The organism is Sphaerospermopsis aphanizomenoides BCCUSP55 (assembly GCF_001586785.1).
In the GTDB taxonomy this organism is placed as follows: domain Bacteria; phylum Cyanobacteriota; class Cyanobacteriia; order Cyanobacteriales; family Nostocaceae; genus Sphaerospermopsis_A; species Sphaerospermopsis_A aphanizomenoides_A.
Genome location: NZ_LUFH02000028.1, coordinates 39,766 through 53,824 on the forward strand (window position 1 = coordinate 39,766; position 14,059 = coordinate 53,824).

Annotated in this window: 6 protein-coding genes; 4 read left to right on the forward strand and 2 right to left on the reverse strand. The window is 40.6% G+C overall.

What is annotated here, in order from left to right:
- The first annotated feature begins 77 nt into the window (after nt 1-77).
- The 3 genes from A0J48_RS09360 to A0J48_RS09370 all read left to right on the forward strand — a co-directional run bounded on the left by A0J48_RS09360 (nt 78) and on the right by A0J48_RS09370 (nt 6,262).
- A complete protein-coding gene (locus A0J48_RS09360; protein WP_200322460.1) occupies nt 78-1,058 on the forward strand; it encodes an ABC transporter substrate-binding protein in 981 nt (326 codons plus the stop codon).
- Nucleotides 1,059-1,067: 9 nt separating this feature from the next.
- Nucleotides 1,068-2,837, forward strand: coding sequence for a sensor domain-containing diguanylate cyclase (locus A0J48_RS09365; protein WP_200322461.1), 1,770 nt, complete (start codon nt 1,068-1,070; stop codon nt 2,835-2,837).
- A 248-nt stretch (nt 2,838-3,085) separates the two neighbouring features.
- Nucleotides 3,086-6,262 (forward strand): MFS transporter, encoded by a 3,177-nt coding sequence (locus tag A0J48_RS09370; protein ID WP_200322462.1) that lies wholly within the window; start codon nt 3,086-3,088, stop codon nt 6,260-6,262.
- A 176-nt stretch (nt 6,263-6,438) separates the two neighbouring features.
- Here the strand turns inward: A0J48_RS09370 and A0J48_RS09375 are convergent, their stop codons facing one another.
- Nucleotides 6,439-7,758, reverse strand: coding sequence for a DUF58 domain-containing protein (locus A0J48_RS09375; RefSeq protein ID WP_200322463.1), 1,320 nt, complete (start codon nt 7,756-7,758; stop codon nt 6,439-6,441).
- Nucleotides 7,759-7,830: 72 nt separating this feature from the next.
- On the opposite strand from A0J48_RS09375, the gene A0J48_RS09380 reads away from it, so the two are divergent.
- Nucleotides 7,831-13,374: a PAS domain-containing protein gene (locus A0J48_RS09380; RefSeq protein WP_200322464.1), complete on the forward strand. Its 5,544-nt coding sequence runs from the start codon at nt 7,831-7,833 to the stop codon at nt 13,372-13,374.
- A gap of 8 nt (nt 13,375-13,382) precedes the next feature.
- Here the strand turns inward: A0J48_RS09380 and A0J48_RS09385 are convergent, their stop codons facing one another.
- The gene (locus A0J48_RS09385) at nt 13,383-13,904 is read right to left on the reverse strand and encodes a response regulator (RefSeq protein WP_200322465.1); all 522 of its coding nucleotides are present in this window, start codon (nt 13,902-13,904) and stop codon (nt 13,383-13,385) included.
- Nucleotides 13,905-14,059 lie beyond the last annotated feature (155 nt).

Below are 14,059 nucleotides of genomic sequence, written 5' to 3' on the forward strand. Positions count from 1 at the left end.
GTTAATGCAGTAGGTAAATCTATTATAGAATATTTATAATCTTTAAACAGCAAAAATCAGGAAATATCAAACATTATATGTTGAAAATACTCAAATACATTAGTATTTGTCTCATTAGCTCCTGTTTGCTATTTGCTTGTCATGCTTCGACACCAACAGAATTAAAACGCCCTCCCTTGAAAATACTATCTGGATATTTTGTTGGGGAGTATCCAGCCATCATTGCTCAAGAAAAAGGATTCTTCAAAGCCCAAGGCGTAGATGTGGAACTAATTCATAAACGATACATCCGATTAGAAGCAGCAAATTTCAGTGCGGGTAAGTATGATGGTGTTATACCTTCCTTGGGAAGTTTTATCATCTTGAGTGCGACAAATCCAGATATACAAGGCGTAATGGTTGTAAATGAATCAACAGGAGCAGATGTAGTAGTCGCCCAATCAGAAATTAAAACCGTTGCTGACTTGAAAGGTAAAAAGTTGGGTGCAAATCTAGGCGGTTTTAGCGAAGTTTTCGTGACTAAGATGTTGAAAAAAGCTAACTTAACCAGCGATGATGTGAACTTGGTTAAATTAGAGGCTTCAGACATTCCTCAACGTCTAAAAAATAATGTTATTCAAGCCGGACACACTTGGGAACCCCATCTTTCTGAAGCTATCAAATCAGGGGGACATATTTTATTTACCAGCAAACAAACCCCTGGCTTGATTTTAGATCTGATTGTCTTTCGCAAAGAGATAATCCGCGATCGCCCCGAAGATGTTCGTGCATTTTTGCGAGCATGGCTGCAAGCAGTAAACTACTGGAAAGCAAATATTCAAGAAGGAAACGCTATCATCAGCAAAGAGTTAAAAATTCCTAGCAATACAATCTATCTTGAGGAAATAAATCTAACTGATTTAGCAGAAAATCAAAAATTATTTGAATCTAGTAACCCTAACTCCATCTACAAAACTGCCAAGATATATGCAGACTTTTTTATTCGCGCTGGAAACATAACGCGCCTTCCTGAGTTAAAAAGTTTGTTCAATTCTTCTTTCTTGAATCCTCCCTTCTAGTATAAAGTTATGCAGCAGACTTTTTTGGGTGGAATTCGTAGTAAGTTGATCGCCTCGTTTCTAATTGTGGCTTTAATTCCATTGCTGTTATTAGCATCTATCAACAAACAGACAACAGAAAAAGCACTTACTGACAATGCCAAACAGGCTTTATCTGTGGCAGCTAAGGAAACCGCTAATAGGATAGATGCCTTTATTGATGTCAATCTTAATGCTGTGCGCGTAGAGGCAATTTTACCAGGTTTGGCACGCTTCCTTAGCTTAACTCCACAACAACTAAATGATAGCCCCGAAATGCAATTAGCGACAGAAACATTAAGCCGTCTGAGTCGCAAAGATATGCTCAATATTCTCTCATACTCTTTGCTCGATTTAAACGGGAAAAATGTATTGGATACAGAGAAATCGAATATTGGCAAAGACGAATCAGCCGCAGATTATTTTCAACAACCACTGCAAACAGGCTTATCTTTTGTTTCTAGCATGAAGCGATCGCTAAAAATTCCTGATCTTGTTATTCTCTTTTTTAGTAGTCCGGTTCGCAATGCCAAGGGCGATATATTGGGCGTGTTGCGAGTTGCCTACAATGCTACTGTTGTGCAGCAGTTAGTAACTAGAGAAACTGAAAGGGCTGGGGCAAATTCTTTTGCTATTCTTTTAGATGAAAATAATATTTATATAGCACATAGTACAGCACCAGAACTACTTTTTAAATCAATTGTACCTCTGCCTTTGGCTGTTGTAAATCAACTGCAAAAAGAAGGGCGTTTGCCTAATGCTCCTATTAAAGAATTGGCCACTAATGAGTCAAAACTGAAGCAAGCATTAGATAAAAAAAAATCGTATTTAATTTCATCTTTGTCATCAACAGGTAATCAGGTTAATCTGATTGCCATCGCTCATTTAAAATATAAACCTTGGTCTGTGTTGTTCGCACAACCCCTTAGTGTTGCCCTAGCACCAGTAGAAAAGCAAATTCGTGACGCAATGTTTCTCTTGGCAATTATCGCTTCAGTAGTGACAATTATCGCTTTTGCTGTTGGGCAACTGCTAACAAAGCCAATAATTTACCTTACAAATATAGTGTCCCAGTTTACCGCAGGTAATTTAGATATCCGCGCCAAAGTTGGTTCAAAAGATGAAATAGGTCAACTTGCAAGATCGTTTAACGACATGGCACTTGAATTACAAATATCTTTGGAAACTTTGGAACAACGGGTACAGGAAAGAACAACAGAATTAGTAATTGCAAATCAGAAACTAGAACAACTGGTAAATCTCGATGGTTTGACTCAAGTGGCTAACCGTCGCTGCTTCGATGAACGACTGCAAGCAGAATGGACCCGCCTTGCACGAGAACAACAACCCCTAGCACTGATTTTATTTGATGTTGATAAATTTAAAAATTATAACGACTATTATGGTCATCTTGGAGGCGATGATTGTCTAGTCAGAGTAGCTCAAACAGTGCAACAAACAGTTTATCGTCCTGCTGATCTCGTAGCGCGTTATGGTGGAGAAGAATTTTCCGTACTCCTCCCCAATATTAACTTAGCGGGAGCAATTAAAGTAGCACAAAATATTCAGCAAGCAATTCACGATCTGGCAATTCCCCATGCAAAGTCTGATATCAAGAATATCGTCACCGTTAGTATGGGAATTTGCTCACTCATACCCTCTTTGGACATAAAGGCAGATATACTCATTAGTTCAGCCGATCAAGCATTGTACCATGCCAAACAACAGGGGCGCGATCGCTATTGTTACTCATCTGAATAATAGGTATATTTCCTATTTCCTATTTCCTATTCCCTGCTGTATGTGTCGAATGGCAGAAGTATTTACAACAAATTAGAGTCAAGATGAGTCTAGGGTAAGTATACATAAAGAATGTATACAATTTTAACCCAAATTTTACTAACTTTAAACTAGAAGCAAACCAGAACTATCACTACTCAATAATACCTGAGAAACGTCTTTCTTAATTAAATTTACTCATTGTTGATTTCAGTTTTAAGGATGAAATTATGTTTTCTCAAACTTTGCTAATTGCAGTAAATAGTTTACAGTCTTACTATTTACATTTAGGATTAGCTCCCATCAAAGTCACTGGTGAAGTTTTAACTCCAGTCCAAACATCATTTGTATTTTCTAGTCCTAAATTTTTACTAGCATTGCTAAGTGGCATAGTCATGGCCTTAGCATTTCAATTATTATTCACCAATCTCTCTGTAGCTGCGGGAATTTCCGCTATCGGCACTGGTGCTTATGCTGATGTTGATGATGCCGAAACATTAGGAGGAAGTATTAGGAAAATTGAAGCTAAAGTGGGGACTTGGGCAATCTTTTCTTCCAGTATTGCCTTATTCATCGCTTGTTTTTTAGCAGTTAAATTGAGCTTAATTGAAAGTGCAGTTTTAGGAGCAATTATTGGTGTAATTATTTGGTCTAGCTACTTCACCATAATTATGTGGGTAGGTTCAGGTGCGGTAGGCTCATTAATTGGTTCTTTTGTTAGCACTGTAACTTCCGGTATTCAAGGTTTGTTGGGTACAGCTACTTCTGCGATTGGTGCTAATATTGCTCAAAGACAAACGGTAGCAACCGCTGAAGAAATTACCGCCGCAGTTCGTCGAGAATTAACTTCTGGTTTTAATGTTAATAGTATTAGAAACACTTTGCAAAATTCTTTGACTTCTCTACCGTTGCCAAAGTTAGATGTCAAAGAAATTAGAAATCAATTTGATCAGTTGTTAAAAGATGTAGATTTGCGAGATATTGGCGATAGTAACTTGTTGGAAAATATCAATCGTCAAACCTTTGTGGATTTAATCAGTAGTCAGGCAGAATTTTCTCCTGAAAATGTTAATCAAATTGCTGACCAATTAGAAAGTGCTTGGAAACAAGTTATAAATCGCCAAAATACGACCGAAAAAGTGATTGATTTGCTTAAATCGGCAAGTCCAGAAGAATTAAAATCAGAAAAATTAGGTGAAAAATTGCAACAACTGATAACGGTTGGTGGCAATGGTAAACAAACCAATGGAGTCCTAAAACAAGCTATTCAATATGGCTTAGGTGCTGCGGGAACAGCAGTGTTAGAGCGAGTTAACCTGGCTGATGTAAATGTGCAAGAAATTACCAATGAACTGAAAAAAATCGGTACTAAAGTTCAAGATGTTGATGTCAATAAAATTATTGATCAGTTGAAACAGGTTGCTAACCAAACAACTGAACAAGCTGGTAAAATAGGTACTCAATTCGGTGATAGATTCTCAAGGCAACCTGAAAATACTATCAAGGCAGATGTAGAAGAATATATCCGCAATTCTTTTCCTTGGCATTTTAATCAACTCACGATTAAAGATGAATTTCGAGATGTTATTTATGACCCCAATGCAGACCCTAGCACTGTGCGCCGTCAGTTAGAAGAAATTAATCAAGATTATTTTGTTAACTTGCTGCAACAACGGGGTGACATCAGCGCCGATAGAATTCAAGAAATTGCCAAACAATTAACAAATATTCGCCAAGACGTTTTCCAAATTGTTCAGCAAGGAGAAAAACAGCATAAATCCCAAAACCTACGCAGTCAAATAGAAGATTATCTGCGAAATACTAACCAAGAAGAACTAAATCCCGAAGGTATTGAGCGCAATTTTAGTACCTTACTAGAAGACCCAGAAGCTGGATTTACAGATTTACAGGAACGCTTGCGTGAATTTGACCGTAATACTTTTGTTCAACTACTTCAGCAACGTCAAGATATTAGTGAAGAGGAAGCTAACAATATTGTTGGTCAACTCGAAAGCACTCGTGATAATATTTTGAATCGCGCAAGGGAATGGCAAGAACAAGCCAGAAATAAAGCTGATGAATTGCGCCAAAGGGTAGAAGATTATTTGCGGAATACTAATAAAGAAGAACTTAACCCTGATGCTATCAAACGGGATTTTCGAGTTTTATTAGAAGACCCGCAAGCTGGAATTAATCTTTTGCGCGATCGCTTATCCCAATTTGATAGAGATACGCTTGTTCAATTATTGAGTCAGCGTCAAGATTTAAGCGAAGAACAAATCAATCAAGCTTTAGATGCTTTAGAAGGAGTAAGAGATAATATTCTTCAAGTACCGCAGAAAGTGGTAGACAAAGCCAAAGAACAATATGAACAAACTACAACGGCTATTGCCGAATATCTGCGGAATACTAACTTAGAAGAATTGAATCCTGAAGGTATTCAGCGGGATTTGCAAAAATTGTTTAGTGACCCCAAACAAGGTGTTTTAGCATTGCGCGACCGACTCTCAAAAGTTGACAAAGAAACTTTAGTTAAATTGCTGTCCCAGCGTGAAGATTTGAGTGAGGAACAAGTTAACCAAATCATTAATTCTGTACAAACAGCAATCAATAACATTGTTAAAGCACCGCAACGTTTAGCACAACGCACGACTAAACAAGTGCTAGACTTTGAAGCCAATTTAGAAAACTACCTCCGCAACACACACAAAGAAGAACTGAATCCCGAAGGAATCAAACGTGATTTACAATTGTTGCTATCTTCACCCCGTGCAGGTATTGGTAGTTTAGGCGACCGTGTTTCTAGAATTGACCGTTCAACATTAGTAGCTTTGCTTTCCCAACGTGAGGATATTTCAGAAGCAGAGGCAAACAGAATTGTAGACCAAATTGAATCTGTGCGGGATTCCATTGTGGAACAATTCGAGCAGATTCAACAAAGAGTGCGATCGCTAGTCGATAGAATTTTCGGCAGAATTCGTGACTATCTCAACTCCTTAGAACGTCCCGAACTCAATTATGAAGGCATTCAACAGGATTTTGCCAAAATATTCGATGACCCGCAAGCAGGGTTTGAAGCTTTGCGCGATCGCCTTTCTCATTTCGACCGTGATACTTTAGTTGCTATCCTCAGTTCTCGTCCAGATATTTCTGAAGAACAAGCTAATCAAATTATCAATCGCGTTGAATCTGCAAGAGATAGCGTATTACATCAAGCTGAACGCATTCAACAAGAAACTCAAAGAAGACTGCAAGTGATTAGAGAACAAGCAAAACAACAAGCAATTGACAGTAAAAAAGCCCTTGCTGATGCTGCTTGGTGGTTATTTAATGCCGCTGTTGTCTCCCTAGTTGCGTCAGCAGTAGCTGGAGTTTTAGCAGTCATCACTCCTAATCCTATTCTTTAAAGGTGACAGGTGACAGGTGACAGGTGACAGGTGACAGGGATGATGGGGTGATGGGGAGAATAAATAATTCCCTATTCCCTATTCCCTATTCCCTATTCCCTATTCCCTATTCCCTATTCCCTATTCCCTATTCCCTATTCCCTATTCCCTATTCCCTATTCCCTATTCCCTATTCCCTATAATTGATTTCTCGCTTTCAGTTGTAAATATCGTTCCACTAATTGATCAGAAATTTGATTTGCTGGTGCATCAAGAACTAAGACACCTTTTTGTTTTAATTGGGCAAAAGCAACTTGTCTTTGTGCTAATAAATCTAGAGATACTGCACGAGTATAAGCTGTGGTAACATCTTCTGTGAAAGTGTGTGCTATTTGGTCAATTTGTGGATCGCGGAGAGTGACACAAAAGGGTAAATAACGGGGCGCTAATTTGCAAAGTGCTGCTAGAAGTTCTGATGAAGCTGTGATATCCACTAAGTCAGTAATAACTACTACTAACGCCCTGCGGGTTTGTTGTTTAACTACATGAGTTACAGCCCCGACATAATCCGATTCTAATAATACTGGTTCAATAGGTGTGAGACGATCAATTAAGTGATTGAGGTGATTTTGTCCCCGTTCGGGAGGTATCCACGTATGTATTTGGCGGTCAAATACACCTACACCCACGCGATCGCCTCTGTGTAATCCTGCTAATGCTAAGGACAATGTGGTACTTAAACCCCAGTCAAATCGCTGCAAACCTTGGACTGTGGCTGTCATTAATCTGCCACGGTCTAGTAATATCAACAAAGTTTGCTCTTGTTCTGGTTCTAGCACTCTAACTAAAGGTCCCGTATTACCATAGGAACGTCTAGCAGTAGCTTTCCAATCGACAAACCGCAAATCATCTCCATTGCGATAATTACGCAGTTCTGCAAATTCTGTTCCTATTCCCATTTGGCGAATTTTACGGATAGAACCAGAGGATTGCAGTGTCAGACGAATGGAGAGCGATCGCAAACCCAACAAATCAGGATAAACTTTCACCGTTGTATTGTGGGGAATTTGCCAATCATCCCATGCTAACCCCCAACTTCCCAACTGTCGCACTTGAATATTTCCCCAAGCAAACTCTCCGCGTTGGTTTGGTCGTACAGTGTAAGTCAATTCTTGGGCGTTATTTGCAGTCAGGATAACGCCCAGAGTTGGTGTAGAAACAGCAAACTCTGTTGGGTAATAATCACGAATTTGAATAACAGTATTTGTACTAACCGATGCTATTTTCAAAACTATGGAATTATCGCGTCCAATAGATAAACGTGAGGGTAATTGCCGGCTAATTTTAACGCGGTATTTTCTTACTTGCAAACCGTCAACAAACATCAGTCCTAAAACAACAGCATCAAATAACAAAATCACGGCAATAGCTAAGGAAATACCCATAATCACAGATAAAATGGGAGATAGGGCTATTGCTGAACCTAATAAAAAATAAACTCTATTTGCGGGCAGCATAAATGTTGAATAAAATTGGCATTATCCCACCAGGTAATCAGCAAAACCACCATTTCTGGATGAGGTAACAAGGTGGCTGCAAATATACTTACAGACATGGACTTAGAACCTGCAATCTCTCGTCATCCTCTGATTATCGCCCCCACTGCCTGTGTGGTAGAAGCTATCACTTTGATGAGTGCTAGTGGTAGAAGCTGCTCTTTTAGTTGCGAGGTTGATTCTCAACCAGAACTAATCATAGCTCATGCACAAAGTAGTTGCGTGCTGGTTGTGCAGAACAATCGGCTAGTAGGAATTGTAACCGAACGTGATTTAGTGCGAATCAGTGCTAGAGAACAAAACCTTGCAGATTTAACCATCTCTGAAGTCATGGTATCTCCAGTTGTCACTCTGCAAGTTTCCGAATTTACAAACTTATTTATCCCCCTTAGTATATTTCAACAACATCATATTCGCCATTTGCCTTTAGTAGATGACCAGGGAACAGTAGCAGGATTGGTCACCCATGAAAGTTTGCGCCAAATATTACGCCCCATTGACCTGTTACATTTGCGTGTAGCATCGGAGGTGATGACAAAAAAAGTGGTTCATGCCCAACCCACCGCTACTATTGTGGAAATAACGCAATTAATGACAGAAAATCGGGTGAGTTCAGTAGTAATTGTAGCACCAGACAAGCATCACCTGACTCCTGTGGGAATTATCACCGAGCGAGATATAGTCCAGTTTTTAGCTTTAGAACTAGATTTTGCCACCATCCAAGCACAAACAGTCATGAGTTACCCCGTATTTTCTGTGCGAGGAGATGTTTCCCTGTGGTCAGTGCGGCAGTTGATGCAAGAACGACAAATTAATCGGGTAGTGGTGACAGATAAGGAAAAGAGGTTATTAGGTATTGTTACTCAGACCAATCTGTTAAATGTGCTGAATCCGCTGGAAATCTACCAAATGCTAGAAGTCCTAGAAGAAAAAGTCACCCGATTGGAATCTGACAACCAAGAGTTACTGCAAGCCCACAATAGCGAACTAGAACAGCAGGTAAAAGATCGGACTGCTGCTTTAGAAGTGCAGATACAACGAGAAAGATTACTGACTAAAATTGCCAGTCAGATTCGGTCTTCCTTGAACTTACAAGAAATACTCAACACAGCCGTGACAGAGGTAATGGCGTTTTTGAAGTGCGATCGCCTACTCGTTTATCAGTTTCAGCCAGATTGGAGTGGTATTGTTGTTGCCGAGTCCGTGGGTAAAGATTGGGTAGCATCCATCAACCATTGCATTGAAGATACCTGTTTTCAGGAGAGAGCAGTGGAATTGTATGGCAAAGGTCAGACTATTGCCATTGATAACATTCACGAATTTGGTTATCCCGAATGTTACCTGCAACTATTAAAGCCATATCAGGTAAAAGCTAATTTAGTTGTACCAATATTGGTGACAGGAAAACTGTGGGGATTGTTAATTGGCCATCATTGTGCAGATTATCGCCATTGGGAAGTTAGCGATTTGAGCCTGTTAAATAAAATAGCCATCCAACTGGCGATCGCTATTCAACACGCCATCGCTCACCAAACAGCACAAGCTGAACTAGCAGAAAGGCAAAAAGCAGAAGCAGCCCTGGGGGAAAAAGAAGAGTTTTTACGCAGCATTTATGAAGGCGTAGAACAGGCAGTTTTTACCGTCGATGTCCTCAAAAATGGCGAATTTCGCTTTCTAGAATTCAACCCAGCCTGTGAACGGTTAACGGGGATGTTAACTGAAGAAATGCGAGGTAAACCCCCATTACCAGCAATAAGACAACACTATACTAATTGTATCCAGGCTGGAGTCCCTATTTGCTATGAAGAATGTATTGAATTTCAGGACAAAATCACCTGGTGGATTACCACCTTAACTCCAATCCGAGATACTTCATCCCGCATTTATCGCATCGTTGGTACAAGTACACCAATTACTGAACGCAAGCAAATCGAAATAGCCCTGCGTGAAAGTCAGTCTCGATTAGCCGAAGCCCAACGGGTAGCCAAGATTGGCAATTGGGAATTTGATATTGAAACCGCGAAAATTACCTGGTCTGCGGAACTATTCCGAATTTTAGGGCGTGATCCTTCTTTGGGAGAACCAACTTACGCAGAAAACCTGCAACTTTACCATCCAGAAGATGCAGAAACACTTCACAAAGCAGTAGAAAGATCAATTTATCAGGGAGAACCCTATCAACTGCTGTTAAGAGCATACCAGCCAGATGGTTCTTTCAAATTCGTGGAAGCGATCGCCAGAGCCGAACTCAATGAGCAAGGACGGGTTAAACGGTTATTTGGCACAGTCCAGGATGTTCACCTGCGAGTCCAGGCAGAAAGAGAATTAGCACATTTAAACCAAGAACTAGAAATCAAGGTGGAAGAACGAACTGCCGCACTGCGAGAAAGTGAAGAACGCTGGCAGTTAGCTCTGAGGGGAAGTAACGATGGAATCTGGGACTTTGACCTCAAGACTCATAAAATCTTTTATTCTACTCGTTGGAAAACCATGCGCGGGTTCAATGAAGAGGATATTGGCGATAGTCCCAAGGAATTTTTAACACATATTCACCCTGATGATTATGATCGGGTCATAGCAGCCATTGACGATCACTTTGCTGGGAAAACTGAGTTTTTTGAGATCGAGTACCGAGTGTTATGCAAAGACGGTTCTTATCTGTGGATATTGGATAGAGCGCAGGCATTACGGGATGAATCCGGTCAAGTTATTCGCCTCACAGGCTCAGAAACAGACATTAGCCATCGCAAACAGGTAGAAAAACAACTGTGCGATCTGTCAGAACGGTTAGAATTGGCGCTGAATGCAGCAAAAATTGGTATTTGGGAATGGGATATTATCGGCGATCGCCTGCTTTGGGATCAAAGGATGTACGAACTTTACGGAATTCAACCATCAGAGTTTCAAGGTAATTATCAAGCCTGGGAAAACTGTTTACTTGCCGATGATTTGGTAACTAATCGTGCAGCTGTGCAGCAGGCAATTGCTGGCGAAAAAGACTTTGACAATGAATTTAGGATCGTTTGGCCGGATGGAACTATCAAGGTGATCAAAGCTTATGCCATTATCCAGCGTCACCAGGGAACAGCCCAAAAAATGATTGGTGTTAACTTTGACATGAGCGATTTATACAACGAACTGCATCTACGCAAACAAGCTGAGGCAGAAATGCGAGAGATGAATGCAGCCATGCAAAATGCCGTGGAGGGAATATCAAGATTAGATGCACAGGGATTTTATATCTCTATTAATCCTGCCTATGCTGCTATGTGTGGATATGAACCCGATGAAATGATCGGCATGACCTGGCAGAACACTGTGCATCCAGAAGACATTGCCCAGATGGAAGCAGTTTATCACCAAATGTTAAAAACGGGCAAAGTGGAAGCCGAAGCCAGAGGTGTTTGCAAAGATGGCACAGTCTTTTATAAGCAAGTGACAATGATTTCTGCCTATAACGAGCAGGGGGAATTCATTGGCAATCACTGTTTCATGAAAGATGTAAGTGCGCGCAAACAAGCCGAACTTGCCCTCCAAGAAAGCCAGCAATTTATTCAACAAATAGCTGATGCCTCGCCCAACATTCTCTATCTCTATGACATCCAAGAACAGCGAAATGTTTACGTTAACCGCGAAATTGCCGCAGTCTTAGGCTATACCCCAGAACAGATTCAGTCCATGGGATCGAACTTGTTCCAAAATCTCATGCACCCCGATGACCTGATGCGAGTCCCAGCCCAATATAACCTGCTCAATGCTACCCAGGATGGAGAAATTTTAGAATTTGAATATCGGATGCAACACGCCAATGGGGAATGGCGCTGGCTTTATGGACGGGATTCTGTGTTCAAGCGAGATGGTAGCGGCAATGTCAAGCTGACAATTGGCACGGCTGAGGATATCAGTGACCGCAAACGTTTAGAACAAGAACAAAAACGATTGATTGCTATCCTCGAAGCCTCAACTGATTACATTGGCATGACCGACGCAGCTGGGAGTGTACTCTGGAATAATGCCGAATTTAGACGACTCTTGAATGTGGATAGCAACGCATCGGTTAAAGAAAAATGCATTCCCAATTACCATCCAGAATGGGCGCTGAAAATAATTTTAGAAGCAGGAATACCAGAAGCGATCGCTAATGGTACTTGGGTGGGAGAAACCGCATTGCTAAATGCCCAGAGGGAAGAAATTCCTGTATCCCAACTGATCATCGCCCATAAATCTCCCCAGGGAGAGGTAGAATTTTTCTCCACTATCTTGCGTGATATCCGGTCTCGCAAGGAATATGAACAAAGGTTAGAACGTTCCAATGCTGAACTTTCCCGTGCTACCCGCCTCAAAGATGAGTTCCTCGCTAATATGAGTCACGAACTCCGCACTCCCCTTAATGCTATTCTCGGTCTATCAGAGAGTTTACAAGACGAGGTGTTTGGAGTTCTCAACGAACGCCAGAAATACTCCCTCTCGACCATAGAACGCAGTGGTAGACACCTATTAGAATTGATTAACGATATCCTTGATGTCTCGAAAATTGAAGCTGGGAAACTAGAATTAGAAATGTCCTCAGTGTCCATTTCCCATCTGTGCAAATCCAGTTTAACCTTTGTTAAACAACAGGCAATACAGAAAGGGATTCACCTGAACACCAATATTCAAAAGGACTTGGGAGAAATCATTGTTGATGAACGCCGGATGCGGCAGGTATTAATTAACCTGCTCAATAATGCGGTCAAATTCACTCCCTCTGGTGGTCAGGTAATACTGGAGGTTCATCTAGAATCTTTAGTAGTCTGTACAGCAGAGCAAGGTTGTCCTCCAGGTGAACCCCATAATCTCTATTCGCTTTGCTTTTCTGTTATTGACACAGGAATTGGTATTGCTACTACAGATCTAGGGAAACTCTTCCAACCCTTTATGCAAATTGATAGCAGCCTGAATCGCAAGTATAGCGGTACAGGATTAGGACTCACCTTAGTTAAACAAATAGTCGAATTGCATGGTGCTTCTGTTAATGTCACTAGTGAACTAGGTCAAGGTAGTTGTTTTACAGTACGTTTACCTTACATCCCCAAAAACTCTGTCAACTCTAGTTTCTCTATTCTGTCTGCGTCTAGTGTGCCGCCATTGGCACTCACCACGTCACCACAGCATGGGTATTTCACTCAGATCCAAGCGGCAAACTTCGTATCTGAGGAAGTAATTAAGTCTCCATTAATCCTAATAGCGGAAGATAATTTAGTTAACATTGATACTGTTTCTGCCTATTTGGAAGCTCGTGGTTATCAGCTGATCCTGGCTAACAACGGACGCGAAGCGATCAACTTAGCCACCACACACACCCCTGATCTTATTTTGATGGATATCCAAATGCCAGAGATGGACGGTTTAGAAGCAATACACCACATTCGTGCTAATCCTCAAATAGCCTCAATTCCCATCATTGCCCTGACAGCATTAGCTATGCCCGGTGATGAGGAAAAATGCCTCCAAGCTGGTGCCAATAAGTATTTAAGTAAGCCCGTGACCCTCAAATATCTGACAGAAATGATTAAAGAAACTTTAAGAAAAGATTAGTTCAGTAGTCAATAGCTGCTTCTAATTCTTCCTCCTGACTCCTGACTCCTGACTCCTGACTCCTGACTCCTGACTCCTGACTCCTGACTCCTGACTCCTGACTCCTGACTCCTGACTCCTGACTCCTGACTCCTGACTCCTGCTATATAAATTTTTTCCAGCAAAACTTGTGAGTTAAATGGTTTCAGTAAAATCTCTTGATGTGTCAGGTAATTTTGCCAATTGGGAATTGTGTCTAAAACTTGTCCAGTCATTAAAATAAAGGGAATATTTGCTGTATCTAAATCTTCGCGGATGTTTCGCAAAAATTCCCAACAGGTTTCGTAAGTATTGATATTTTTACTGATATTTGTACTGATATTTGTACTTAAATGTCCACACAAAATTAAATCAGGTTTTTCTAGTTTAGCGAGATCATATCCTTGTGCAGATGATGTGGTTTTAATAGAGCAGAATCCATGTAAATCAAGTAATTCAGCCAAAAGCTCCAACAGTACCGTATCACTTTCAACCACTAAAATTTTGTTCATCTCTCCACCAGAATTTGCAAGCTTTATTTAAGTACCTGAGCAAAATTAATTTAACATTTTTGAAACAAACAAAAATCTCTGTATTCCTTACCTGTTAACTGTTCCCCGTTCCCTGTTCCCTCTACAAAAGATAAAATTTATTTTTCACGACTACT

What these genes read in the sequence shown, in the direction of transcription:
- A0J48_RS09375 (WP_200322463.1), bottom strand. Translation starts at nt 7,758, where the DNA reads ATGCTGCCCGCAAATAGAGTTTATTTTTTATTAGGTTCAGCAATAGCC.
- A0J48_RS09360 (WP_200322460.1), top strand. Translation starts at nt 78, where the DNA reads ATGTTGAAAATACTCAAATACATTAGTATTTGTCTCATTAGCTCCTGT.
- A0J48_RS09370 (WP_200322462.1), top strand. Translation starts at nt 3,086, where the DNA reads ATGTTTTCTCAAACTTTGCTAATTGCAGTAAATAGTTTACAGTCTTAC.
- A0J48_RS09365 (WP_200322461.1), top strand. Translation starts at nt 1,068, where the DNA reads ATGCAGCAGACTTTTTTGGGTGGAATTCGTAGTAAGTTGATCGCCTCG.
- A0J48_RS09385 (WP_200322465.1), bottom strand. Translation starts at nt 13,904, where the DNA reads ATGAACAAAATTTTAGTGGTTGAAAGTGATACGGTACTGTTGGAGCTT.